Origin of the sequence: Promicromonospora iranensis (assembly GCF_028994805.1) — a bacterium.
GTDB lineage: Bacteria > Actinomycetota > Actinomycetes > Actinomycetales > Cellulomonadaceae > Promicromonospora > Promicromonospora iranensis.
In genome coordinates this window covers 397,363-421,539 of the sequence record NZ_JAJQQP010000003.1, presented here as the reverse complement: position 1 = coordinate 421,539, position 24,177 = coordinate 397,363, and the positions used below count along the sequence as shown (strand labels likewise).

The 24,177-nt window shown below is 72.5% G+C and carries 19 protein-coding genes; 7 read left to right on the top strand and 12 right to left on the bottom strand.

Features of this window, described 5'->3' with window-relative positions; all coding sequences use genetic code 11:
- Positions 1-2: 2 nt before the first annotated feature.
- The gene (locus LUM46_RS06930) at positions 3-1,052 is read left to right on the top strand and encodes a LacI family DNA-binding transcriptional regulator (RefSeq protein ID WP_274993043.1); all 1,050 of its coding nucleotides are present in this window, start codon (positions 3-5) and stop codon (positions 1,050-1,052) included.
- Positions 1,053-1,144: 92 nt separating this feature from the next.
- On the top strand, positions 1,145-2,929 hold the full coding sequence (locus tag LUM46_RS06925; RefSeq protein WP_274993042.1) for a glycoside hydrolase family 13 protein: 1,785 nt from the start codon (positions 1,145-1,147) through the stop codon (positions 2,927-2,929).
- A gap of 7 nt (positions 2,930-2,936) precedes the next feature.
- On the opposite strand, the gene LUM46_RS06920 is transcribed toward LUM46_RS06925, so the two are convergent.
- Positions 2,937-4,199, bottom strand: a complete 1,263-nt coding sequence (locus tag LUM46_RS06920; protein WP_274993041.1) for an arginine deiminase — start codon at positions 4,197-4,199, stop codon at positions 2,937-2,939.
- A gap of 12 nt (positions 4,200-4,211) precedes the next feature.
- Positions 4,212-5,648: a basic amino acid/polyamine antiporter gene (locus LUM46_RS06915; RefSeq protein WP_274993040.1), complete on the bottom strand. Its 1,437-nt coding sequence runs from the start codon at positions 5,646-5,648 to the stop codon at positions 4,212-4,214.
- Positions 5,649-5,834: 186 nt separating this feature from the next.
- Here LUM46_RS06915 and LUM46_RS06910 point away from each other — a divergent pair, with 186 nt between their 5' ends.
- Positions 5,835-7,295: an alanine/glycine:cation symporter family protein gene (locus LUM46_RS06910; RefSeq protein WP_274993039.1), complete on the top strand. Its 1,461-nt coding sequence runs from the start codon at positions 5,835-5,837 to the stop codon at positions 7,293-7,295.
- Positions 7,296-7,297: 2 nt separating this feature from the next.
- Here LUM46_RS06910 and LUM46_RS06905 read toward each other — a convergent pair whose 3' ends face one another.
- The gene (locus LUM46_RS06905; protein WP_274993038.1) at positions 7,298-7,744 is read right to left on the bottom strand and encodes a GntR family transcriptional regulator; all 447 of its coding nucleotides are present in this window, start codon (positions 7,742-7,744) and stop codon (positions 7,298-7,300) included.
- A complete protein-coding gene (locus tag LUM46_RS06900) occupies positions 7,741-8,643 on the bottom strand; it encodes a hypothetical protein (RefSeq protein ID WP_274993037.1) in 903 nt (300 codons plus the stop codon). Before LUM46_RS06900 ends, LUM46_RS06905 begins: the two co-directional genes overlap by 4 nt.
- Positions 8,644-8,832: 189 nt before the next feature.
- Here LUM46_RS06900 and dusB point away from each other — a divergent pair, with 189 nt between their 5' ends.
- Positions 8,833-9,996 (top strand): tRNA dihydrouridine synthase DusB, encoded by a 1,164-nt coding sequence (gene dusB, locus LUM46_RS06895; protein ID WP_274993088.1) that lies wholly within the window; start codon positions 8,833-8,835, stop codon positions 9,994-9,996.
- A gap of 165 nt (positions 9,997-10,161) precedes the next feature.
- Positions 10,162-12,024 (top strand): serine/threonine-protein kinase, encoded by a 1,863-nt coding sequence (locus LUM46_RS06890; protein ID WP_274993036.1) that lies wholly within the window; start codon positions 10,162-10,164, stop codon positions 12,022-12,024.
- Positions 12,025-12,069: 45 nt separating this feature from the next.
- On the opposite strand, the gene LUM46_RS06885 is transcribed toward LUM46_RS06890, so the two are convergent.
- Positions 12,070-13,353, bottom strand: coding sequence for a hypothetical protein (locus LUM46_RS06885; protein ID WP_274993035.1), 1,284 nt, complete (start codon positions 13,351-13,353; stop codon positions 12,070-12,072).
- 286 nt (positions 13,354-13,639) lie between these two features.
- Between LUM46_RS06885 and LUM46_RS06880 the strand changes: the two genes are divergently transcribed.
- A complete protein-coding gene (locus LUM46_RS06880) occupies positions 13,640-14,872 on the top strand; it encodes a helix-turn-helix domain-containing protein (protein ID WP_274993034.1) in 1,233 nt (410 codons plus the stop codon).
- Between the two features lie 72 nt (positions 14,873-14,944).
- Here LUM46_RS06880 and amaB read toward each other — a convergent pair whose 3' ends face one another.
- From amaB to LUM46_RS06845, 7 genes are all read right to left on the bottom strand, one after another.
- Entirely contained in the window at positions 14,945-16,519 is a 1,575-nt protein-coding gene (gene amaB, locus LUM46_RS06875) for an L-piperidine-6-carboxylate dehydrogenase (protein WP_274993033.1), read from the bottom strand.
- Positions 16,516-17,931 carry a 2-oxoadipate dioxygenase/decarboxylase gene (hglS, locus tag LUM46_RS06870; RefSeq protein ID WP_274993032.1) on the bottom strand — a complete coding sequence of 472 codons (1,416 nt, stop codon included), beginning with the start codon at positions 17,929-17,931 and terminating at the stop codon, positions 16,516-16,518. The genes amaB and hglS overlap by 4 nt, the downstream gene beginning before the upstream one ends.
- Positions 17,932-17,947: 16 nt before the next feature.
- On the bottom strand, positions 17,948-19,165 hold the full coding sequence (locus tag LUM46_RS06865; protein WP_274993031.1) for an NAD(P)/FAD-dependent oxidoreductase: 1,218 nt from the start codon (positions 19,163-19,165) through the stop codon (positions 17,948-17,950).
- Positions 19,166-19,283: 118 nt separating this feature from the next.
- Positions 19,284-19,685: a Fur family transcriptional regulator gene (locus LUM46_RS06860; protein WP_274993030.1), complete on the bottom strand. Its 402-nt coding sequence runs from the start codon at positions 19,683-19,685 to the stop codon at positions 19,284-19,286.
- The gene (locus LUM46_RS06855) at positions 19,685-20,617 is read right to left on the bottom strand and encodes a metal ABC transporter permease (protein ID WP_274993029.1); all 933 of its coding nucleotides are present in this window, start codon (positions 20,615-20,617) and stop codon (positions 19,685-19,687) included. Before LUM46_RS06855 ends, LUM46_RS06860 begins: the two co-directional genes overlap by 1 nt.
- Complete coding sequence (locus tag LUM46_RS06850; RefSeq protein WP_274993028.1) at positions 20,614-21,417, bottom strand: metal ABC transporter ATP-binding protein; 804 nt, start codon at positions 21,415-21,417, stop codon at positions 20,614-20,616. Before LUM46_RS06850 ends, LUM46_RS06855 begins: the two co-directional genes overlap by 4 nt.
- Positions 21,418-21,431: 14 nt before the next feature.
- Entirely contained in the window at positions 21,432-22,436 is a 1,005-nt protein-coding gene (locus tag LUM46_RS06845) for a metal ABC transporter substrate-binding protein (protein WP_274993027.1), read from the bottom strand.
- 146 nt (positions 22,437-22,582) lie between these two features.
- Between LUM46_RS06845 and LUM46_RS06840 the strand changes: the two genes are divergently transcribed.
- Positions 22,583-23,995: a glycine--tRNA ligase gene (locus tag LUM46_RS06840; protein WP_274993026.1), complete on the top strand. Its 1,413-nt coding sequence runs from the start codon at positions 22,583-22,585 to the stop codon at positions 23,993-23,995.
- The last annotated feature ends 182 nt before the right edge of the window (positions 23,996-24,177 follow it).

The following is a 24,177-nucleotide window of genomic DNA, read 5'->3' as shown; positions in this document are numbered from 1 at the left end:
GCATGTCACTTAGGCTGCCAGGCGTGCGCACCCGACTGACCGACCTCGCCGAACAGGCAGGGGTCTCCACCGCGACCGTGTCGCGCGTGCTCAACGGCAAGCCCGGCGTCGCCGGCGAGACGCGTCAGGCGGTGCTCGCCGCCCTCGACGTGCTCGGCTACGAGCGCCCGTCCGCGCTGCGCGCCCGGCCCGCCGGACTCATCGGCCTGGTGGTCCCCGAGCTGTCGAACCCGGTGTTCCCCGCGTTCGCGCAGGCCATCGAGTCGCAGCTCGCCTCGCGCGGTTACACGCCGTTGCTGTGCACCCAGTCGCCGGGCGGCACCACCGAGGACGAGTACGTCGAGACCCTGATCGACCACGCGGTGGACGGCATCGTCTTCGTGTCCGGCAAGCACGCCGACACCCGGGCGTCGACCGAGCGCTACCAGCGGCTGCGCGGCCGCGGCCTGCCGATCGTGCTGATCAACGGCTACGCGGCGGGCATCGACGCGCCGTTCGTCTCCCCTGACGACGCCGCCAGCGTCGAGCTGTCGGTCCGCCACCTGGTGACCCTGGGCCACCGGCGCATCGGCATGGCGATCGGTCCCGACCGGTTCGTGCCGGCCAAGCGCAAGATCGAGGCCTTCGCGGCCCAGCTCGTACGGCACGGCCTCGCCGCCACCGAGGAGGAGGCGCGCGAGCACGTGGCCCTCACCCTCTACACGCTGGAGGGTGGCCAGGCAGCGGCGGGCGACCTGTTCGACGCCGGCCACACCGCCGTCGTCTGCGGGTCCGACCTGATGGCGCTCGGCGCCGTCCGGGCCGCCCACTCGCGCGGCCTGTCCGTGCCGGACGACGTGAGCGTGGTCGGCTACGACGACTCGCCGCTGGTCGCCTTCACCGACCCGCCGCTGACGACGGTGCGCCAGCCCGTCGCCGACATGGCGCACGCCGCAGTCAGCGCCCTGCTCACCGAGATCCACGGCGAGCGAGCGCCCCGCTCGGAGCTGCTGTTCACCCCCGAGCTGGTGGTCCGCGGCTCGACCGGTGCCGCACCCGCGCCTCGCGTCTGACGGGTCACATCCGGCACAGGGGGCGGAATAACTCCCGTACGCTTGCAGCAAGCGTTACATCCGACATACCCCCGACCACGAGGACGCGACACGTGCCACGTACTGCCCCGCTCACCACCGACGACCTCAGCGCCGGAGCACCCGTCCACACCCCCGCCGCCAGCGGTGAGTGGTGGCGCGACGCGGTGATCTACCAGGTCTACCCGCGCTCGTTCGCGGACGGCAACGGCGACGGGATCGGCGACCTGCCGGGCGTCACCGCCAAGCTGGACCATCTGCAGCAGCTGGGGGTCGACGCCGTCTGGCTGAGCCCGTTCTACCGCTCCCCCCAGAAGGACGCGGGCTACGACGTCGCCGACTACCGCGACATCGACCCGCTCTTCGGCACGCTCGAGGACTTCGACGAGATGCTCGCCGGCGCGCACGAGCGCGGCCTGCGGATCATCGTCGACCTCGTGCCGAACCACTCCTCCGACCAGCACGTCTGGTTCCAGGAAGCGCTGGCCGCGGCACCCGGCTCGGACGCCCGCGAGCGCTACATGTTCCGCGAGGGCCGCGGCCCGGCCGGCGACGAGCCGCCGAACAACTGGCAGTCGATCTTCGGCGGCCCGGCCTGGACGCGGCTGGCACCGGCTGAGCACGACGGCCCCCTGGGACCGCAGTGGTACCTGCACCTGTTCGACTCCTCGCAGCCCGACCTGAACTGGGAGAACCCGGAGGTCCGCGCGGAGTTCGAGGCGGTGCTGCGGTTCTGGCTGGACCGGGGCGTCGACGGCTTCCGCGTCGACGTCGCGCACGGCATGGTCAAGGCGCCCGGCCTGCCCGACTGGGAGGGCCACGTCTCCATGGTCGAGGGCACCGTCGACGACGGCCACGAGCAGGTCACCGACCCGAGCGCTCCCGAGGACGGCTCGACGGGCGCCGGCCACGCGGGCCCGATGTTCGACCAGGACGGCGTGCACGAGATCTACCGCGCCTGGCACCGCGTCCTGGCGGAGTACCCGGGTGACCGCTGCCTGGTCGCCGAGGCCTGGGTGGAGCCGCTGAGCCGCCTGGCCCGCTACGTGCGGCCCGACGAGATGCACCAGGCGTTCAACTTCTCGTTCCTCACGGCACCGTGGGACGCGGCGAAGATGCGCGCGGTCGTCGACGTGTCGCTGGACACCATGGACGCGGTCAGCGCCCCGACCACCTGGGTGCTGTCGAACCACGACGTCGTGCGGCACGCCTCGCGCTTCGGCCTGGCCGAGATCGGCGGCCGCCAGCTCAACGGCATCGCCGCGACGGACCCGCAGCCCGATGCCGAGCTCGGCCTGCGCCGCGCCCGGGCCGCGACGCTGCTCATGCTGGCCCTGCCGGGCTCGGCGTACCTGTACCAGGGCGAGGAGCTCGGCCTGCCGGACCACACCGCGCTGCCCGCCGAGGTACGCCAGGACCCGTCCTTCTTCCGGACCGACGGCGCCGAGCCCGGCCGGGACGGCTGCCGCGTGCCGCTGCCCTGGGTCGGTGGGGCGCCGGGCAACGGGTTCGGCCCCACCGGCACGACGTGGCTGCCGCAGCCCGACGTCTACGCCGACCTCGCCGCCGACCGGCAGTACGGCGTCAAGGGCTCGACCTACGAGATGTACCGGACGGCGCTCGAGCTGCGCCGGAGCGAGCGGATCGGCGCGGGCGCCCTCTCCTGGGTCGACGCACTGTCGGACTCCCCCGACGTCGTCGCCTTCCGGGTGGCCGGCGTCGTCGTGATCAGCAACCTCGGTGCCGCGCCGCTCACGCTGCCCGCCGAGGCGGAGGTGCTGGTGGCCTCGGGTGACCTCGACACGTCGTCGGACGCCGTCGCCCTCTCGTCGGACACGACGGTCTGGCTCCACGCCTGACGAACCGTCAGGTGGCTGGGTCGCGGATGATCGGGCACGTCATGCAGTGCCCACCGCCGCGTCCGCGGCCCAGCTCCGCACCGTTGATCTCGATCACCTCGATGCCCGCCTTGCGCAGCAGGTCGTTCGTCGTGGTGTTCCGGTCGTAGGTGAACACGACACCCGGCTCCACCGCGACGGCGTTGTTGCCGCTGTCCCACTGCTGCCGCTCCGACTCGTAGACGTCGCCGCCGGTCTCGATGACGTGCAGCGCACCGAGCCCCGTCTCGCGCGCCACGACCTCCAGGAACGTCGTGCCGCCCTCGTCGGTGACCGACAGGCCGCCGCCGGAGCCCGGGCGCAGCACGAACGGGTGGATGGCGCCGACGATGCGCGGGTAGACGGTCACCGTGTCGACGTCGGCGAACGTCATGACCGTGTCGAGGTGCATGGCCGCGCGCAGCTTGGGCATGCCCGCGACGATCACCTGCTCGGCGGCGCCCCGCTCGAACAGCGCCGTCGCGACCTGCGTGATCGCCTGGCGCGACGTCCGCTCGCTCATGCCCACGAGCACCGTGCCGTTGCCCACGGGCATGACGTCGCCACCCTCGAGCGTCGCCCGCTGGTGGTCGGTCTCCGGATCACCCCACCAGACGGTGGACCCCACGAAGTCCGGGTGGAACTCGTAGACGGCCTTCATCAGCAGCGTCTCGTCGTGCCGCGCCGGCCAGTACAGGGGGTTCAGCGTCACGCCGCCGTAGAGCCAGCAGGTCGTGTCGCGCGTGAACAGCGTGTTGGGCACCGGGGCCATGAGGTACTCCCGGGAGTCCGCCGTGTACTCCGCCAAGGACCGGTACGCCGCCGGCAGGTCGGGCACGTCGTGCGTCGCGAGCCCGCCGATCAGGTACTCGGCGAGCTGCTCGGGGACCAGGCCCTCGAGGAACTCGCGGGTCGCGTCGATGAGCCCGGTCCCGACGATGCCCGGGACGATCTTCCGGTCCAGCAGCCAGTCCCGCGCCCCGGGCACCCGCACCGTCTCGGCGAGGACGTCGTGCAGCTCGACGACCTCGACGCCCCGGGCCCGCAGGTCCGCGACGAACCCGGCATGGTGCTCGATCGCCCGGTCCACCCAGAGCACGTCGTCGAAGAGCAGGTCGTCCGACGTGGTGGGCGTGAGCCGCCGGTGGGCGAGCCCCGGCCGGCAGACGAGCACCTTGCGCAGGCGGCCCACCTCGGAGTGCACTCCGTAGGCCGCCGAGGGGAGTGACATGTCGCTGCTCTGGATGGTCATGGGGTCCCTTCCTCAGATGGAGATCGCGCCCGTGGCGAGGGCGACGACGCCGATCACCGCGCCGATGACCGACACGACGAAGATCACCAGCTCGCCCCTGCTGAACACCCGTCGGCCCTGCTCACGGCGGGTCATCGCGAACAGGACGGTCGCCGGGGCGTAGACGACGAACGACAGGAGCAGGAACGTCAGCCCGGCCGCGAACAGCAGGAACAGCGTGTAGAGCACGGCGAGCACCGCGATGACGAGGTCGCGCGTCGTGGGGCTGCCCGCCGCCGGCCCGCCGCGCCCGAGGGCCAGCTTGAGCGCGTAGCCGGCGGCGAGCAGGAAGGGGACGAGCGAGAGCGCGCTGGTCAGGTCCAGCGCGAAGGTGAACGCGTCCTCGGACAGCAGGGTGACGACCAGGACCACCTGGATGAGCGCCGTCGTCAGCAGGAGCGCCGCCCGCGGCACGTCGTTCGCGTCCGACCGGGCGAGGAACCGCGGCATGTCCCGGTCCTTGGCCGCGACGAACAGGACCTCGGACGACATGAGGGTCCAGGCCAGATAGGCGCCCAGCACCGACACGATCAGGCCGACGCTCACGAACACCGCGCCCCAGCCGCCCACCGCCGCCTCGAGCACGCCCGCCATGGACGGCTGGCGCAGCTCGGCGAGCTCCTCCATCGGGAGGATGCCGTACGACACGATGGTCACCGACGCGAAGATCGCGAGCACCATGAGGAAGCCCAGCACCGTCGCGCGGCCGACGTCCTCGCGGCGGCGCGCGTGCCGCGAGTAGACGCTGGCGCCCTCGACCCCGAGGAAGACGAAGACCGTGGCGAGCATGGTGCCGCGCACCTGGTCGAACAGCGGGCCGGTGCTGCCGTAGCCCTCGAAGTTGTCCCTGAGCACCTGCGGGTCCAGCAGGAAGACCGCGATGAGCACGAACATGACGATCGGCACGACCTTGGCGACCGTGACGATGCGGTTGATGGCCGCGGCCTCCTTCACCCCGCGCCGCACCAGCAGGTAGAACAGCCACACGCACGCCGACGACACGAGGAACGCGACGAGGGTGTCGCCCTCCCCGAGCACGGGCAGGATCGCGCCCACCGTCGACATGATGAGGATCCAGTAGGTGACGTTGCCGACGCACGCGCTGGCCCAGTACCCGAAGGCCGAGAAGAAGCCGAGGTACTCGCCGAAACCGGCCTTCGCGTAGGCGTAGACACCGGAGTCGAGGTCGGGCTTGCGCATCGCGAGCCGCTGGAACACGAAGGCGAGCATGAGCATGCCGCTGCCCGCGATGGCCCACGAGATGAGAGCACCGAGCACGCCGGTCTCGCCCGCGAACCGGCTCGGGAGCGAGAAGACACCGGCCCCCACCATCGAGCCCACCACCATCGCGGTGAGCGTGGCGACGCTGATCTTCGCCGTGCGTTCCTGCGTGCGGTCGTCAGCCTGCATCGTGAGACCCCCAGAGCGGTCGAGCATGGCCCGGCCTCCCGGTCCACACGTCCGGCAGCCTCGCGTCCCTCGATGCCCCGGCGGCTTCCATTACAGACACGCACGGCGGAGGTCGGCAAAAGATAGGGCCGCGCCCGGGTCCGCTCTGACCGGGCAGACGGCGGGCCGGGGCCGCATGCTGTCCTGATGGAAATGCTCGACGCCTGGGTCCTCGACGCCGGTGACATCCTCTGGACCAACGCCGTGCTTCCCGTCGTGGCGGTGCTCGGTCTCTGGTTCACGATCCGCAGCAGGGCGGTGCAGCTCCGGCTGATCCCGGAGATGTTCCGCACGCTGACCGACAAGACACCGAAGGACGCGGACGGCGAACCGCAGTCGCTGTCGGCGTTCCAGGCATTCACGGTCTCGGCGGCGTCGCGGGTCGGCGTCGGCAACATCGCGGGGGTCGGCACCGCGATCGCGCTCGGCGGACCGGGTGCGGTCTTCTGGATGTGGGTCATGGCGTTCGTCGGCGGCGCGTCGTCCTTCGTCGAGTCGACCCTGGGGCAGCTCTACAAGGTGCGCGACGCCGACGGCTTCCGCGGCGGCCCCGCCTACTACATGCAGCACGGTCTGAAGGCCCGGTGGATGGGCATCGTCTTCGCGGTCATCCTCATCGTCTGCTTCCCGTTCGCGTTCTCGTCCCTGCAGGCCAACACGATCGCCACGACGCTCGACGCCGCCGTCGGCACCGGCTCCGGAGACGGCTCGAGCCCGGTCGTCTGGGTGGTCGCCGTGGTCCTGGCCGTGCTGTCCGGTCTCGTCGTGTTCGGCGGCATCCGGCGGATCGCCCACGTGACCCAGGCCGTGGTGCCCACGATGGCGCTGCTCTACCTGGCGGCCGGGATCGTGATCGTGGCCCTGAACGTCCAGCGCGTCCCCGAGGTGTTCGCCGTGATCCTCACCGAGGCCTTCGGCGCCCAGGAGGTCTTCGGCGGTGCTGTCGGCACGGTCATCCTCCAGGGCGTCAAGCGCGGCATGTTCTCCAACGAGGCTGGGCTGGGCTCGGCACCGAACGCGGGAGCCAGCGCCGCGGTGACGCACCCCGTGAAGCAGGGCCTCGTGCAGACCCTCGGCGTCTACTTCGACACCTTCCTCGTGTGCTCGGTCACCGCGTTCATCATCCTGGTCTCCAACCCCGACCTCAGCGGCGCGACCGCCGGCATCGAGCTCACCCAGACGGCGCTCGTCGCGAACCTCGGCGCCTGGTCGAACTGGTTGCTCGCGGTGATCATCTTCCTGCTCGCCTTCAGCTCGATCCTCGGGAACTACTACTACGGCGAGTCGAACGTCGAGTTCATCACCAACTCACCCGCTGTCCTGGCCGGGTACCGCACGCTCGTGGTGGTGGCCGTGTTCGCCGGGTCGGTGCTGGACTCGTCGCTGGTGTGGAACACCGCCGACGGGATCATGGGCGTGATGGCCCTGGTGAACCTCGTGGCCATCGCACTGCTCTCGGGCATCGCGTTCCGGCTGCTGCGCGACTACACGCGACAGCGGCGCGCCGGGCGCGACCCGGTGTTCACCCGCGACCTGCTGCCCGACCTCAGCGGCGTCCAGTGCTGGCAGGACGAGCAGTCGGTGACCGGCCTCACCCGTCAGCCCTGAGCTCAGCGCGACTCCGGCAGCAGCGCTCCCCGGACGAGGGCAAGGACCGCCTCGTCGCTCAGCCCCTGCTCACGCGCCCGGGCCACGAGCGCGCGAGCCTCGCCGACCAGCCCGCTCGGGTCCGACGCCGGCTTCCCGGCCGGGCCCTGCGACACCCCGCCCGGCCGGGCGGCGTCCCCGGAGACCTCGCCCGACCCGGCCGTCGCCGGAGGCTCCGCGATCACGGTGCCCACCCGGCGCCGGCTGGTGACCACGCCGCTCGCCTCCAGCTCCCGGTAGGCCCGCTGCACCGTACCGACGGCGATCCCCAGGTCGCGCGCGAGATCCCGCGAGGCCGGCAGCCGATCCCCCGGACGCAGACCGCCCACGGCGACGAGGGCCGAGACCTGGCTACGGATCTGCTCGTAGACCGGGACGGGCGAGGCCAGGTCGACCTGCAGCGCCGTCATGCCGAGGGCTCTGCCGGGGCGGTGCGCGGCACGCCGTCCGCGGCACCGGCCCGCCGGGATGTCAGTGCAGTGGTCGCGACCACCAGGGACCCGACGAAGGCCACCACGGCCAGGAGGAGGCAGGCGAGGCCGCCGGCCAATTCGTCGACCCTCAGCAGCGCGCCGGCCGCGAACGCCAGGTAGCCGGCTGCTCCCAGCCCCACCCACGCCTGCGCCCCGCCGAGCACACGCGCCGCGGAGGTTCGCCGGATCGCGTCGTCCTGCGCCGGGGACAGCAGCCCGATCGGTGGCCGCCGCGTCACCGCCCGCAGCGCCAGGACCGTCGTGCCCACCACGAGCAGCAGGGCCACGAGCGCGGGGCCGCCGAGCTCCCAGTCGGGGTAGGGGCCGGCCGCGTGCGTCTCCACGACGACGCCGCCGGCACTCGTGACGACACGTTCGACGCTGCGTCCGTCGTCGGCGGCAGTGAGCCCGAACACCACGAGGGCGACGGCGAGCCCCACGGCGGTGCCGACGAACAGCGGCAGTCGCCACCCGCCCTGGTCCCGCACGCTCCGCCGCACGAGGGGCGCGCTGCGGACCTCACCGGTGGGGCGCGGCCAGCGCGTCTCACCGCTGAGACGCGCCAGGCAGAACGTCAGGGCCGCGACGAACGGCGCCAGGCCGAGCAGCACGCCGGGCGGGCCCCAGGTCACCACGGCGGGGTTGCCGAGCGCCAGCGCGGAGCAGACGCTCGCCGCCGCCGCTGCCGCCGAGATGCGGGTCTCGTGGCGGCGGGCCGCGACGACCGTCGCCTCGTGGTCGCGCGGCGGGCCGCCCTGGTTCGTGACCAGCAGCACGATCAGGGTGATGAGCAGGGCCGGCAGGCCGAGAACGATCACGAGTACCACCGCGTGCATGGCCGCTCCATTCATTGGATCAATGTATTGAGTCATTGAACCATAGCAGTCCGCGCGAGGCGGGCTGCGTGAGGGCCACCACACCACGCCTGCGTGCACCGGCACCGATGGAACAATGGGAGCGTGAACTCCGTCCTCGACACCGCCACGCAGGCGCCCGCCGCATCCGGCCGGGCGTCGAGCGCTCCCCTGCTCGCGCCCCTGCAGATCGGCCCCATCACCGTCGCCACGCCCGTGGTGCTCGCGCCCATGGCGGGGGTGACCAACCGCGCGTTCCGCACGCTGTGCCGCGAGGCGGGGCGGTCGACCGGGTTCGACCCGGGCCTGTACGTCGCCGAGATGGTGACCAGCCGGGCGCTCGTGGAGCGCAACGTCGAGGCGCTGCGCATCGTGACGTTCGGCGAGGACGAGACGCCCCGCTCCGCCCAGGTGTACGGCGTCGACCCCGCCACCGTGGGCGCCGCCGTGAAGATCATCGCGGGCGAGGAGCGCGCCGACCACATCGACCTCAACTTCGGCTGCCCGGTGCCCAAGGTGACCCGCAAGGGCGGCGGCGCCGCACTGCCCTGGAAGCGGCAGCTGTTCACGGACATCGTCAAGGCCGCCGTCGACGCCGCCGCGCCGCACGGCGTCCCCGTGACGATCAAGATGCGCAAGGGCATCGACGACGACCACCTGACCTACCTGGAGGCCGGCCGGATCGCGGAGTCGCTCGGCGTCGCCGCCGTCGCGCTGCACGCGCGGACCGCCGCGCAGCACTACTCCGGGCAGGCCGAGTGGGAGGCGATCGCCCGCCTCAAGGAGGCCGTGCGGACGGTCCCCGTGCTCGGCAACGGCGACATCTGGTCCGCGGAGGACGCCGTGCGCATGGTCGAGGAGACCGGCGCCGACGGTGTCGTCGTCGGTCGGGGCTGCCAGGGCCGCCCCTGGCTGTTCGCCGACCTCGCCGCCGCCTTCAACGGTTCCGGCCTGCGGGTCCGGCCGGGCCTGCGCGAGGTCGCCGACACGGTCTACCGGCACGGCACGCTCATGGTCGAGTACTTCGACGGCGACGAGGGCAAGGGCATGCGCGACCTGCGCAAGCACATGGCCTGGTACCTCAAGGGCTACGCCGTCGGCGGCGAGAAGCGGCACGAGCTCGCCCTGATCAACACGCTCGCCGAGCTGCGCGAGCGCCTCGACGCGCTGGACCTGGACGCCCCCTACCCCGGGGACGACGCCGAGGGCCCCCGCGGCCGCGCCGGATCGCCGAAGACGCCGCACCTGCCGTACGGGTGGCTCGACTCACGCGACCTGTCGGAGGAGTTCGAGGCCAAGCTGCGCGAGGCCGAGCTGAGCGTCAGCGGCGGCTGAGGGCCGGGAGCCCGCCTGACGCGCGGCCCGACGAGGGCCGGTCCGCGGAGGTGACGGTGCGATCGCGCTCGGACCGGTTCCGATACGCTCCTTCCGCCGTCCGGTGCGCACGCCGTTCGGCCGGCTTTCCCCGAGTGAGCCCACCCGACCCGAGGGAGTTCCCCCGTGCTGTCCGACGTGGTGCGGCGTGTCCGCGCACCTGAGATCACACCAGCCACCGCCGACGACCCGCCCGAGCTCGGCGGGTACGAGGTCCGCGGCCGGCTCGGCCGGGGCGGCATGGGCATGGTGTACCTGGGAGCCACGCGGAGCGGCCGGCTGCTCGCGATCAAGGTCATCCACCCCGAGCGCACCGACGAGCGCGAGTTCCGGGCTCGCTTCCGCCGCGAGGTCTCGGCCGCGACGAAGGTCCGCAACCGGCACACGGCGGCCGTCGTCGACTTCGACGTCGACGCCCCGCAGCCCTGGCTCGCCACCGAGTACGTGCCCGGGCCCACCCTGGCGCAGGCCATCGCCGAGGTGGGAAGCCTCCCCGAGGCTGCCGTCCGCGAGCTCGTGGCCGGCCTTGCCGAGGCGCTCGACGTGATCCACCGCGAAGGCCTCGTCCACCGCGACGTCAAGCCCGCCAACGTGCTGCTCGGCCCCGACGGGCCGGTGCTGATCGACATGGGCATCGTCTCCGACTCGGACGCCACGTCGCTGACCACCACGGGCATGCAGCCGGGCACGCCGCAGTTCATGTCACCCGAGCAGGCCCGCGGCGAGGCCGTCACCGCCGCCTCGGACATGTGGTCCCTCGGCGCCGTGGCCCACCTCGCGGCGGCCGGGACGCCCCCGTTCGGGACCGGCAGCCTCGCGACGCTCACCTACCGGATCGTGCACGAGCAGCCCGGCCTCGACACCCTGCCGCCCGGCCTGCGCCCCCTGGTCGGCGCCTGCCTGGCCAAGGACCCCGCCGCGCGCCCGACCACGGCGGCGGTGCTGGCGTCGCTCGCCGAACCGCCGCGCGTCGAGCTGATCGGCACCGGCCTCACGGCCACCGGCACGCCCGACGACGACACCATGCTGCGCGACGACGACACGGTGCGGCGCGCGACGGCGTCGGCCGCCGCCCTGAGCGCCCCTGGCCCCCTCGAGGAGCCGAGGCCGTCCGGCCGGACGCGTCGCAGGGTCCTGGCCGGCCTGGTCGCGGCAGCCCTGGTGCTGGCCGGCAGCGGCGGCGCGGCGGCGGTCGCGCATTTCCTGGATCCCGACGACGAGCCCGCCGCGATCACCACGGCCGGGGCCGAGTCGTCCCCGTCGGCCGAGCCGTCCGCCGAACCCAGCCCCAGCCAGACCGCGAAGAAGCGGAAGGTGAAGCCCTCGGCGACGCCCGAGAGCTCGCCCTCCGCCACGCCCGTCGCCGAGCAGGACACCCCGCCCGCCGACGAGCAGGACGCGGCCCCGGCCCGGTTCCGGCCGGGCGCCGTGACGATCCCGGCACAGATCCAGGTAGGCCAGAAGATCACCGCGAGCGCGACCGGCTGGGCACCGCAGCCGACCACCACCGCGTGCCGGTGGAGCATCGGTGGCGAGGAGCGGGACAACCTCGGGTCGTGCACCTACACCGTCGCGCTGGACGACGTCGGCAAGGCCGTCCAGGTCCGGCTGACCGCCGCCCGACCGGGGTACGCCAGGTCCGTGGCGCTCTCCGACCCCACCGACACGGTGCCGCAGCCGTCGGTGCCGCGGCCGTCGTGCTCGATCACCCTGCGCTCGGGCGTGAAGCACGCGGGCTGGCTGGCCCACTGCGGCATCGAGCAGGACCCGAACGTCACCTACACCTGGACCTGGGTCGACATCGACACCGGCGAGACGATCACGCAGGAGGGAGAGGCGGGGTACACGGTCGGTCCGAGCATGTGGGTCCGCGGCAGCCACAAGGGAAACCGCGTGACCGTGACGGTGCAGGCACAGCGATCGGGCTATCGTCCCGCCGAGTTCAGCACCACGTCGACCATGCCGAGCGAGTGGGTCCCGGGCGAATGATCCGCCGGCCGTCGACCCGCTGCCCGGCTTCCTGGCTTCCACGGGTCACGCGGTCGGCCGGACGCCGGTGAGCTCGTCCGGCGGCTGGACCCGCCCCATGACCGACGACGCCATGACGAGCCCCGGCTCGTCGTGGCCCGCCGCCGGTTCCCGAGTGGCGAGCAGCGCCGCGCCGTCGTCCGCCCAGGCGAAGCCCGGCCGGCCCGCCGCCGTCCCGTACAGCCCGTCCAGGTGGTCCGGGTGCCGCTCGGCGAGCAGGGCCAGCACCCACGAGGGGACGTCGGGGTCGGCGAGCACCTGGGCGAGCCGCTGAGGCTTCCACGGCTGCCACGGCGCGGTGTGCACCTCGCGGAGCTGGCCGTACCAGTCGAGCAGGCGCAGGCCCTTGACCGGATGGTGCGCCAGGGCGAACGACGCGTCGTCGGGGTCCGCGGCGTCGTCCGGCAGCCAGCGCTCGTCGCGGAGCGCGGGCAGCAGCGCGAACTCCTCCGCCGGCGCCCCGACCTGGTGCTTGAACCGCAGGTAGCAGTCCATGACGTGCGACGCGGTGCCCTCCACCAGCACGTCCCCGAACAGGTCGCGGAACGCGCGGTGGTGGTCGGCGACCAGCTCCCGGGCGCGGGCCAGCGTGCGCGGGTTGCGGTAGGCCGGGCACGGGGTGGACGACAGCAGCGTGACGACGCCGCGCACGACGTCGACCATGGCGCTCGGCGGGAACACGAAGGGGGTGTCCGCGAAGATCCACGCCGCCCCGACCGGCAGCACGCGCCCGGACAGCGGCAGGCCGGGGGCCAGCGCCGCCGACCGGATCTCGGAGCAGCCGGTGTACACCCGGTAGTCCAGGTCGTCCTCGAGGTTGTGCAGCATGGCGTGCTCGTCCACCAGGTCGGTCACCATGAAGTAGCCCAGCACCCCGCCGTCGCGCCACGGTTCGAGCAGCGCCCGCTCCGCGGCGGTCAGGACCAGGCCGGCCGGGGCGCTGCCGACGGCGTCCGCGGGCGGCTCCGCGCCCAGCAGGCGCTGCACCAGCGAACCGCCCACGCCCCGCGGCCCCGAGTGCACGAGCATGTCGACGGCGCCGTCCAGGACCATCGCGCCGCGCAGCTCGGGGTCGTCGTCGGCGTCCGGGTCGTGGGTGAGCACCTGCGAGCCGACGTACTCGGCCTGGCGCCGGACCGCTTCGGCGTTGGCGGGCCGCAGCACGTGCTCGACCAGCCGAGCCTCCAGCCGGGTCGCGAGGGCCAGGCGTTCGCGCAGCGGCAGCCCGGCGAGCGGGTCGGGGGCGAGGTCCGGGTCAAGGTGGTCGACGGGCGTCGGTGTCCGGGTCATAGCGCTTATGATTCAACACGAAAGGCCGCCGAAGAGCGTCAAGGTGGCTCATCTGTGGATAACTCAGGGGCGCTTTCGCTGCTGCCTCGACCGCTCGGACAGATCCCGCCGCATCGACGAGCGGGGTGATAACTCGAAGAGATTCAGGTCGATCTTCTGCGTAAAGAGCACAAAGGGCCCAAGGTAGTCCAGGATCAGCCTTGCACCACTCGAACCGTCGGGCTCGACCACACCCCGGCGGTCCCCGCCTCACCCACCCGTACCGACGGAAAGGGATACACCCATCATGGCATCGGAGAAACGCCCCCGACGCGTTCCTGCGGTCATCGCCGACATTCGCAGAAACCCAGGCTTCTTCCTGGGGGCCTTCGGCCTCTCGGCCTGGGCCTACATCGGCATGTCACACACCATCGCCGCCTATGAGGGGCCCGAGCTCGGCTACGCGCTGGGCGTCGCCTACGAGGCACTGGTGATCGGCCTGGCCTGGGAGGGACGGCGCCGAGCCGACCGAGCTCTCGAGAGCGGCCGTCCGCCGTCCGGTCACGGACGCTGGCTCGGCGGCGCGATCATCGTCGGCGTCCTGTCCGGCGCGCTCGCCGCCTGGCACGGCTGGCTGCTCGGTGAGGGCATCTTTGCCGCCTCCCGCGCCGTGGCCCCCGTCCTGGCGGCGGTAGCGGTACACCTGTTCTTCCAGTCGGCGTCGAGTGCGCGCAACCTCGACCGGCTGGCCAAGATCGAGACCGACCGCGAGACCGCCGTGCTGGACATGCTCGACGCGGTGCGGCTGGCCCAGATCGCCCCCGAGGACGAGCGTGACGCACGCATCGCGGACGTGAACGCCGCGGTGACCCGGGTCCACCGCCACGTGCCCGCCGGTGTCACCGCGGAGGTCACACGCCCGCACCTGGAGTCGGAGCGCACGATCCGCGACGTCGTCCAGGAGGCCGCGGCGTTGGCCGGCGAGTGGATGCCGGATCAGAGCGAGCTCGAGCGGGCCGCGTCCGACCGCACACTGACCCGCGTGAACCTGCCCGACCTCACGCTTCCCGCCGGCGTCCAGCTCGGCCTGGCCGTGACCGACGGGGGCGAGCACGACAGGTCCGCGCACGACGAGCCTGCTCTGCCCGGCAGCCCCGACCCCGAGCGGGCCCGGTCCGAGCCTGCTCTGACCGGAGAGATCGAGCGCGTGCAGCTGGAACGCAAGTACACGCCCGTGAAGACGGTGGCGGCCGAGCCGGTGAAGAGTGGCGAGCCCGCGAGCCGCCCGGCCACCGTGACGGACTGGGAGGCTCGCTCGGCCGACGTCACGACGCCCGCGGTCACGGACGTCGCGCCGACGCTCAGCACGCACCAGATCAGCGAGATCCGCGTGCTCCGGTGGGAGCAGAACCTCAGCCTCGACGAGGTCGCGGAGCGGGTGGGGGTCTCCGTCAGCGCGGTGAACAAGTACGCCCCCAGCACCGACGTGCCGACCACCGAGACGGGTTCGGTGGCGAAGGTCGGGGCTGGTCGTTCCTGAGAGTGACCGTCGGTCGAGCGGCCGTCGCTGGTCGAGCCCGCCCGCGGGTGGGGCTCGACCAGCGGTGGCTCGTCAGCCGAAGTTGACGCCCTGCGCCAGCGGCAGCTCCGTCGAGTAGTTGACCGTGTTCGTGGCGCGGCGCATGTACTGCTTCCAGGCGTCCGACCCGGACTCGCGCCCGCCGCCGGTCGACTTCTCACCGCCGAACGCACCGCCGATCTCGGCGCCGGAGGTACCGATGTTGACGTTCACGATGCCGCAGTCCGAGCCGACCTCGGACAGGAACGTCTCGGCCTCGCGCACGTCCAGCGTGAAGATCGCCGACGACAGACCCTGGGGCACGTCGTTGTGGACGGCGATCGCCTCGGGGAGCTCCGAGTAGGTCAGCACGTACAGGATCGGGGCGAACGTCTCGCGCTTGACGACGTCGGCCTGCACCGGCATCCGCACGATGGCCGGCTGCACGTACGCCGCGTCCTCGGCGCCGGCCACGGTCACCGCCGTGCCGCCCACCACCAGCTCGCCGCCCGCGGCCACCGCCTCGTCGATCGAGGCCAGCATGCTCCTCCGCGCACCGGCGTCGACCAGCGGGCCCACCAGCGTGCCCTCGGTACGGGGGTCACCGACCGGGAGGCCCGTGTAGACCTTGGCGAGCCGCGCGACGACGTCGTCCACGATCGACTCGTGCACGATCAGGCGCCGCAGCGACGTGCAGCGCTGCCCCGCCGTGCCCGCGGCGGCGAAGACCGCGCCACGCACCGCGAGGTCCAGGTCCGCCGACGGCGCCACGACCGCGGCGTTGTTGCCGCCCAGCTCCAGCAGGTACCGCCCGCCACGCGCCGCGACGACGGGCGCGACCTGCTGGCCCATCCGCTCCGAGCCGGTCGCGGAGACGAGCGCCACGCGCGGGTCGGCCACGAGCGCCTCGCCCGCCTCGCGGTCGCCGAGGAGGAGCTGCGAGACGCCGGCCGGGAACCCGGCCTCGGCGAGCGCCCGGTCGAGCAGCGCGGAGGCGCCGACCGCGGACAGCAGGGTCTTCTCGCTCGGCTTCCACACCACGGTGTCGCCACAGACGAGCGCGACCGCCGTGTTCCAGGACCACACGGCCACCGGGAAGTTGAACGCGCTGATCACGCCGACCACGCCCATCGGGTGCCAGGTCTCCATGAGGCGGTGCCCCGGGCGCTCGGACGGCATGGTCCGGCCGCCCACCTGCCGCGACAGCCCGACGGCGAAGTCGCAGATGTCGATCATCTCCTGGACCTCGCCCAGGGCCTCGCTGGTGATCTTGCCCGCCTCGATGGTGACAAGCTCCGCCAGGTCGGCCTTGTGCTCGGTCAGCAGCTCGCCCAGGCGCTTGATCACCTGGCCGCGCACGGGAGCGGGCACGGAGCGCCACGTGGTGAAGGCCTCCGCGGCCTGCCCGACGGCGGCGGCCGTCTCCGCGGCGCCGTCGCGGCGCAGGCGCAGGAGCGGCTGACCGGACAACGGGGAGACGACGGAGAGGGTCTCCTCGTCCACCGAGGAGGGCTCGACGCCCGGGGCGGGCTCGACCACCGGTGTCGTGGCGCCCAGCCGCTCCAGCGCGGCGAGGGCGGCGTCCCGCAGCTCGGTCGTCAGCGGGGTGTGGGTGGTGGTGCTGGTCATCGCGGTGCTCCCGTGGTGCGGTCGGTCGTGGTGAGGGTTGCCGGGTCGACGCCGAGGGTCTCGGCGGCGCCGGCGAGCGACCTGTCCACCTGGTCGGCGTACAGGTCGAAGGGGTCGTTGAGCTCGCGGCCGAGCGCGCCGGACATCCAGTCCGCGTCGCGGTTGATGCCCTCCTGGCTCGCGTCCTTGGCGCCGTCCGAGGTCAGGTTGGACTGGAAGATGCCGGCCGCCGAGCGCGGGAGGAAGTCCTCGTAGACGACGGGTTCCCGGCGGACCTCGGGGGTGAAGCCGGCCGGGTCGACCTCGTAGGTGAACCAGCCGAGGCCCTGGGCCGCGAGCCCTGTCTCCGTCGCCGGGAAGGTCTTCTGCCAGACGCCGCGAGCGATCTCCTGGCGCCGCGTCTCGGTCAGACCCGGGTCCTCGGCGCGGGCCGCGGCGGCCTTCTCGTCGATCTCGAGCACCGCGGCGTCGTACGCGGCGCGGCCCTCGCGGGTCAGCGCGATGCCGCGCGCCTCCACCTCGCCGAAGCGCACGCGCAGGGCGTCCCGCACGATCTCGCCGTCGGCGGTGCGGAACGTCCGCGGCTCCGCGAGCGCGCGGAACGAGGTCTGGCGCAGCAGCACGTCCGGGCCCTCCCAGCGGGGCGGGCCCTGGATCGCGTCGATCATCGTGATGCCGCGGGCCTCCATGCGGGCGTACAGGTCGTCGATGTCGAGCACGCGGGGCGTGAGGTGGTTGATGTGCGTGGACGCGATGCCGCCGATGTCGGCGGCGACCGCGCTCACGGCCTCCAGCTCGCGGTACCAGGCCTGGTCGACGGGCTCGCTCGACAGCTCGAACGCCTGGGTCGCCAGGCGCAGGAACTGAGCTGCCTGGTCCTCGGGGAGGCCGCCCTCGGCCTCGGCTCGGTCGGCGAGGGCGAGCAGCTCCGGGCCGAACAGCGTGCGCGCGGCGAGGAAGCTCTCCAGCCGCCGCTCCAGGTCCGCGGTGAAGAACCGGCGGTCCGCGGTGACGAGCATGGACGTGAAGACCCGGAACGGGTTGCGGGCCAGCTCCGCGCGCTCGATCGGGCGGAAGGCGGTCGAGATGACGGGGACCGAGCTGGACGACGCGTCGCGCAGGTCGTAGAACCCGACGGGATGCATACCCATCGCGCCGAAGACGCGGGCGACCTGCGCCATCTCGGTGGGCGTGCCCACCCGGATCGCGCCGTGCCGCTCCGCCGTGACGCGCGCGACCGAGCCCAGCCGCTCGGCGTCCGCCCCGTGCTTCGCCACGAAGTCGGCGTTGACCTCGTGCGACACGTCCAGCAGCGTGGTGTAGGCGGGCACCTCCTTGCCGTACATGTCCGAGAGGCTGCGCGCGAACGCGGCCCTCAGCTGCCAGGGCTCGAGGAATGTCGCTGCCGACATAGGTCTCTCCTGTCCGTCAGATGATGTTCGACTCGGGGCCTCGTCGCCCCGGGCCGGTGGTGGTCGTGTCCGCGGTGCCGTCGGCGAACCGGTCGGCACCGAACCCGGACACGTCGGTCGGGGGCGTACGGCCCGCGTACAGGTCGCGCACCGCCTCGCCGACGGCGGGCGCCTGCAGGAACCCGTGGCCCGAGAAGCCGGCGGCGTACAGCACGCGGCCCGGCACACCGGTGGCCTCACCGATGAGCGCGTTGTGGTCCGGCGTCATCTCGTAGAGGCCCGCCCAGCCGCGCGCGACGGGCACGTCGACCAGCTCGGGGGCGCAGGCCCCCAGCGCCCCGCGCAGCAGCGGCAGCCAGGCCGGGTCGTAGGTGCGCTCGAAGGCGATGGGGGTGGCCGGGTCGGCGATGCCGACCAGCAGCCCGTCGGGTGCGGCGTTGTGGAAGTAGAAGGTGGTGCCGTAGTCGATGGTGAACGGGATCCGCCGCGGCGCCGGGTCCAGCGCCGGGGTGAAGCCGATCTGCCGCCGGTACGGGTCGACGGGCAGGTCGAGCCCTGCCTTCGCGGCCACGTCGCGGGTCCACGCCCCCGCGCACAGCACGACGGCGCCCGTCCGCACCCGGCCCTGGCTCGTCCACACCGCGACGACGTCGTCGCCCCTCGTCTCGACGTCGGTGGCGGTGACGTGCGTGCGGACCGTTCCGCCATGGCGCTCGACGCCCGCGGCGTACCCCTCGACGACGGCGCGCGGGTGGGCGAACCCGTCGCGGGCGGCGTACGCGGCGCCCTGGTACCGGTCGACGTCGACATACGGGTTGAGGCGGTGCACAGCGTCGCGGCCGAGCATGCGGCTCGCCACCCCGCGCTCGTTCTGCATGGCCACCGACTCCTCGAACAGCGCGACGTCGTCGGCGTCCGGCAGGAGGAACAGGTACCCCGGTTGCTGCAGCCCGATGTCCGCCCCGGGGCGGTTCGCGAAGTCCTCGTACAGCTCGAGGCTGCGGTTGCCGAGGTCGACGTTCGCCGGGTCGGAGAACTGCGCCCGCACTCCCCCGATGGGCTTGCCCGAGCTGCCGGAGGCAAGCTCGTCGGCTTCCAGGAGCAGCACGTCGACGCCGTCCTCGGCGAGGTGGAACGCCACCGACGCACCGATCGCACCGCCGCCGACCACGACCACCTCGGCCCGCGAGGGGAGCCTGCCCCGCCGGTCCGCGGCGTGCCGTGCTGAGGTCATGCACGCATCCTGCCACGCCGTCCTGCGAATGCGGACACCCGCCGGAACTCTTCCTGCGATAACTCCCCGAGCCGACGGAAAACCCCGCCCCGCCCCCTCTGCCGAGGTAGTCAGGTAGTTACTTCGTCGCTGCGGAGGCGCGGCAGTCCGCGCAGGTGCCCCAGAGCTCGATCGTGTGCTCGATGTCGTCGAAGCCCTGGGCGGCCGCCACCTTCGAGGCCCAGGCCTCCACGGTGGGACCGTCGATCTCGACGGTCCTGCCGCAGTGCCGGCACACCAGGTGGTGGTGGTGCTCACGGCGCGCGCACCGGCGGTAGAGGCTCTCGCCGTCCTCGGCGCGCAGCACGTCGACCTCGCTCGCGTCCGCGAGCGCCTGCAGCGCCCGGTACACGGTCGCGAGGCCCACGGACTCGCCGCGGGCGCGCAGGGTCTCGTGCAGCTGCTGGGCGGAGCGGAAGTCCGCGAGCTCGTCGAGCGCCTCGACGACAGCCGTCCGCTGGCGGGTCATACGTGCGGCCATCAGCGGCACTCCTTCGCGGCGGCCACCGCACGTTCCGTTGCGGCAGCCGGCAGGTCGACGTCGTCGGGCAGATCTGGATGTGGGTCGTGCGCGGGACGCCGCCGGGTCAGGAACGGCGCCACCAGTGAGACCACCGCGTAGACCGCGATGGCAAGGACCACGATAGTCGCGCCCGGCGAGACGTTGTACCAGTAGGTGATGGTCAGGCCGGACACACAGACCACCACGCCGACGACGCACGCGGTGAACATGGTGCGCCCGAAGGCGTGCGTGACCTGCTGCGCGACGGCGACGGGCACGATCATGAGCGCGCTGACGAGGAGCAGGCCGACGACGCGCATGGCGACCGTCACGGTGAGGGCCGACACGACCGCGACGATGATGTTCAGCGCCCAGACGGGCAGCCCGGACGCGATGGCGAACTCCTCGTCGTGGCTCACCGAGAACAGCGCGTGCCGCAGGCCGACGCCGACAGCCAGCACCACGAGGGAGAGCACGACGGTGAGCCAGAGGTCGCCGTCGGTCACCGTGGAGATCGAGCCGAACAGGTACTGCATGAGGTTTCCGGAGGAGCCGCCGGCGACCCCGATGAGAAAGACGCCGCCGGCGATGCCGCCGTAGAACATGATGGCGAGCGCGAGGTCGCCCGAGGTGCGGCCGCGGCGCCGGACCACCTCGATGAGGACGGCGCCGATCACCGCGGCGACCACGGCGCCGGGGATGGCGAGCGCGTCGTTCGGCGTCAGCCCCATGCCCGCGCCGACGAGCCAGCCCAGCGCGACGCCGGTCAGGGCCACGTGCCCGATCCCGTCGCCGAGCAGGGAGAGCTTGCGCTGCACCAGGTAGGTGCCGACGACGGGCGCGGTGATGCCGACGAGGAGCGCGGCGATGAGGGCGCGCTGCATGAACGGGTCGGTCAGCATGAGCATCATGGGCGCACCTCCAGGTCGAGAACCCTGGCTTCGGCGCCGAGGGCGTTGTCGTCGGCGTGCGGGTGCTGGTGCCGGTGTCCGACGCGGTCGTGGTCGTGCCGGGCGGGCGGCGGGGCGCCGTCGTGCACCACCTTGCCGTGCCGCAGCACGACGGCGCGGGTCACCAGCGGCTCGAGCTCGCCGAGCTCGTGCAGCACGACGAGCACGGTGAGGCCGCCGTCGACGAGCCGCTCCATGGTGGCGGCGAACGCCTCTTGGCTGGCGACGTCCACGCCGGCGACTGGCTCGTCCAGGACGAGGAGGTCGGGCTCGCGGACCAGGGCGCGCGCGATGAGGATGCGCTGCTGCTGGCCGCCCGACAGGAGGTGCACGGGGTCGCGTACCCGGTCGGCGAGGCCCACCTGTTCGAGGGCCGCCTCGACCTGGTCGCGCCAGCCGCGCGGCAGCCGCAGCCGGCGGCCGTGCAGCAGACCGGACGCGACGACCTCCTGTGCGGTGGACGGGATGCCGCCGCCGGCGCTCGCTCGCTGCGGCACGTAGCCGATGCGGCTCCAGTCGACGGCGGCGGTGCGGCGGCCGGTGCCGAGAGGCGCGCCGAGCAGGCGCACGGTGCCCGCGGACGGCGTGTTGATGCCGACCAGTGCCCGCACGAGGGTGGACTTGCCCGAGCCGTTCGCGCCCAGCAGCGCGACGACCTCGCCGCGGTCCACCGTCAGGTCGATGCCGCGCAGGATGTGGCTCGCGCCCGCACGAAAGTGCAGGCCGCGGGCCTCGATGACGGGTTCGCTCGTCTCGGTCACCTGCCTAGTGTCCGTCATTCGCAGACCAGGCCCTCCTCCAGCTCGGCCAGGTTGGCCCGCATCACGGAGATGTAGTCGTCACCGGCGGCCGTGGCGTCCTCGGACAGGCCCTCCAGCGGGTCGAGCACCGCGGTCTCGACACCCAGGTCGGAGGCCAGCGTCTCGGTGACCTTCGGGCTCACGAGGGTCTCGGAGTAGAGCGTCTTGACGCCGCGCTCCTCGACGACGTCACCGATCTCGCGGAGGCGGGCCGGGGAGGGCTCGACCTCGGGGTCGAGCTCCGAGATGCCCACCTGCTCCAGGGCGTACCGGTCGGCGAGGTATCCGAACGCCGCGTGGCTCGTCACCAGCGTGGCGCCCTGGCAGGCGGCCAGGCCGTCCGCGAACTCCTGGTCCAGCTCGTCGAGCTGCTGGCCGAGGCGCTGGGCACCGGCGGCGTACTCGTCGGCGTGCTCCGGGTCCACCGCGGCCAGCTCGTCCGCGACGGCCTGGCCGACGGTGGCGAGCTTGCTCGGGTCGAGCCAGAAGTGGGGGTCGGTGGCGCCGTGGTCGTGCTCGTCGGCGTGCTCGTCAGCGTGCTCGGCGTGCTCCTCCTCGGTCTCGCCGGCGTGCTCCGCGTGCTCCTCCTCGGTCTCCTCCGCGTGCTCCACGAGTCCGGCCGCGTCGGCGGCGTCGATCACGTGCTCAGGGGCGCGCGCCTCGACACCCTCGTCGACGGCGTTCTGGAAGCCGGACAGGTAGACCACGAGGTCCGCGGTGCCGATCTCGCGGACCTGCGCCGGGGAGAGCTCGAGGTCGTGCGGCTCCGCGGCCGGGGGCGTGAGGTTGTCGACGGTGACCAGGTCCCCGCCGATCTGCTCCGTGACGTACTGGAGCGGGTAGAACGAGGCGAGCACCCGGACGCCGTCGGACTCGTCGGTGGAGCCGCTCGCCCCCTCGGTCGAGCAGCCCGCGAGAGTCGCCGTGGCGACGAGAGCGAGGCCGGCCAGGGCAGCACCTGAGGCGCGAGTCGAGTTCATGAGAATGATTCTCACGCCTGATGAGAACGGATGTCAAAGATCGGCGGGGAGAGGTCGGTCACTGGCTTGATCGCGCGGGCCCCAACCTGCCCGGACGGTAGGCTGGGCCAACATTGTTTCCACCTGTTCCCCTGGAGAGAGCCCTCGTGTCCGACAAGTCAGTGCGCTCTGCGCAGACCGCCAAGCTCGACGCCGTCGTCTCGCTCGCGAAGCGACGAGGTTTCGTCTTCCCGTCGGGTGAGATCTACGGCGGAACGCGTTCGGCGTGGGACTACGGCCCCCTGGGTGTGGAGCTGAAGGAGAACATCAAGCGCCAGTGGTGGCGCGCGACCGTCACGAGCCGCGACGACATCGTGGGCCTCGACTCCTCGGTCATCCTGCCCCGCCAGGTGTGGGTCGCCTCGGGCCATGTCGGCGTGTTCACCGACCCGCTCACCGAGTGCCTCTCGTGCCACAAGCGCTACCGCGTGGACCAGATGCAGGAGGCGCACGCGGAGAAGAAGGGCATCGACGACCCCGACTCCGTGCCGCTGACCGACCTGGTCTGCGTCAACTGCGGCACCCGCGGCCAGTGGACCGAGCCGCGCGACTTCAACATGATGCTGAAGACGCACCTCGGCCCGGTCGAGGACGAGTCCGGCCTGCACTACCTGCGCCCCGAGACGGCGCAGGGCATCTTCGTGAACTTCGCCAACGTCGCGGCGGCGGCCCGCAAGAAGCCGCCGTTCGGCATCGGCCAGATCGGCAAGTCGTTCCGCAACGAGATCACGCCGGGCAACTTCATCTTCCGCACCCGCGAGTTCGAGCAGATGGAGATGGAGTTCTTCGTCAAGCCCGGCGAGGACGAGGAGTGGCACCAGTACTGGATCGACCAGCGCACCGCCTGGTACACGGACCTCGGCATCTCGGCCGACAACCTGCGCCACTACGAGCACCCCAAGGACAAGCTGTCGCACTACTCGACCCGCACCGTGGACATCGAGTACCGCTTCGGCTTCCAGGGCAGTGAGTGGGGCGAGCTCGAGGGCATCGCGAACCGTACGGACTTCGACCTGAAGACCCACACGGAGAGCTCGGGCAAGGACCTGGCGTACCGCGACCCGGTGACGAACGAGAAGTACTACCCGTACGTCATCGAGCCGGCCGCGGGCCTGACCCGGTCCCTCATGGCCTTCCTCGTCGAGGCGTACGCCGAGGACGAGGCGCCGAACACCAAGGGCGGCGTCGACAAGCGCACGGTGCTGCGTCTCGACCCGCGCCTGGCTCCCGTCAAGGCCGCGGTGCTGCCGCTGTCCAAGACGGCGGACCTGCTCCCGGCGTCGGAGGCCCTGGCCACCGAGCTGCGCAAGTACTGGAACGTCGACTACGACGTGACCCAGGCGATCGGCAAGCGCTACCGCCGTCAGGACGAGATCGGCACGCCGTTCTGCATCACCGTCGACTTCGACACGCTCGACGACCAGGCGGTCACCATCCGGCACCGTGACTCCATGCAGCAGGAGCGCGTGGCGCTGGACAAGGTGGTCGGCTACCTGGCCGGTCACCTCGTCGGGGCCTGAGAGTCTCGACGGGCTCGACCGCCGTCAGTCGCGCGTCCTGTGCCTGCTCCCGCAGCAGGCGCAGGACGCGCGCGGCATGCCGGTCGGTGGTGCGGCCTGCGGCTTCCTCACCCGGGTGAGAAAGGTCCGAACGGGGTCAGATTCCGCCTTCCCAGGGCTCTGTCACTCGTAGCGTGCCGCAA

Coding starts and splice junctions, on each gene's coding strand:
- LUM46_RS06930 (WP_274993043.1), top strand. CDS start 3: ATGTCACTTAGGCTGCCAGGCGTGCGCACCCGACTGACCGACCTCGCC.
- LUM46_RS06920 (WP_274993041.1), bottom strand. CDS start 4,199: ATGACCATCCAGAGCAGCGACATGTCACTCCCCTCGGCGGCCTACGGA.
- LUM46_RS06915 (WP_274993040.1), bottom strand. CDS start 5,648: ATGCAGGCTGACGACCGCACGCAGGAACGCACGGCGAAGATCAGCGTC.
- LUM46_RS06910 (WP_274993039.1), top strand. CDS start 5,835: ATGGAAATGCTCGACGCCTGGGTCCTCGACGCCGGTGACATCCTCTGG.
- LUM46_RS06905 (WP_274993038.1), bottom strand. CDS start 7,744: ATGACGGCGCTGCAGGTCGACCTGGCCTCGCCCGTCCCGGTCTACGAG.
- LUM46_RS06900 (WP_274993037.1), bottom strand. CDS start 8,643: ATGCACGCGGTGGTACTCGTGATCGTTCTCGGCCTGCCGGCCCTGCTC.
- LUM46_RS06885 (WP_274993035.1), bottom strand. CDS start 13,353: ATGACCCGGACACCGACGCCCGTCGACCACCTTGACCCGGACCTCGCC.
- LUM46_RS06880 (WP_274993034.1), top strand. CDS start 13,640: ATGGCATCGGAGAAACGCCCCCGACGCGTTCCTGCGGTCATCGCCGAC.
- amaB (WP_274993033.1), bottom strand. CDS start 16,519: ATGACCAGCACCACCACCCACACCCCGCTGACGACCGAGCTGCGGGAC.
- hglS (WP_274993032.1), bottom strand. CDS start 17,931: ATGTCGGCAGCGACATTCCTCGAGCCCTGGCAGCTGAGGGCCGCGTTC.
- LUM46_RS06865 (WP_274993031.1), bottom strand. CDS start 19,165: ATGACCTCAGCACGGCACGCCGCGGACCGGCGGGGCAGGCTCCCCTCG.
- LUM46_RS06860 (WP_274993030.1), bottom strand. CDS start 19,685: ATGGCCGCACGTATGACCCGCCAGCGGACGGCTGTCGTCGAGGCGCTC.
- LUM46_RS06855 (WP_274993029.1), bottom strand. CDS start 20,617: ATGATGCTCATGCTGACCGACCCGTTCATGCAGCGCGCCCTCATCGCC.
- LUM46_RS06845 (WP_274993027.1), bottom strand. CDS start 22,436: ATGAACTCGACTCGCGCCTCAGGTGCTGCCCTGGCCGGCCTCGCTCTC.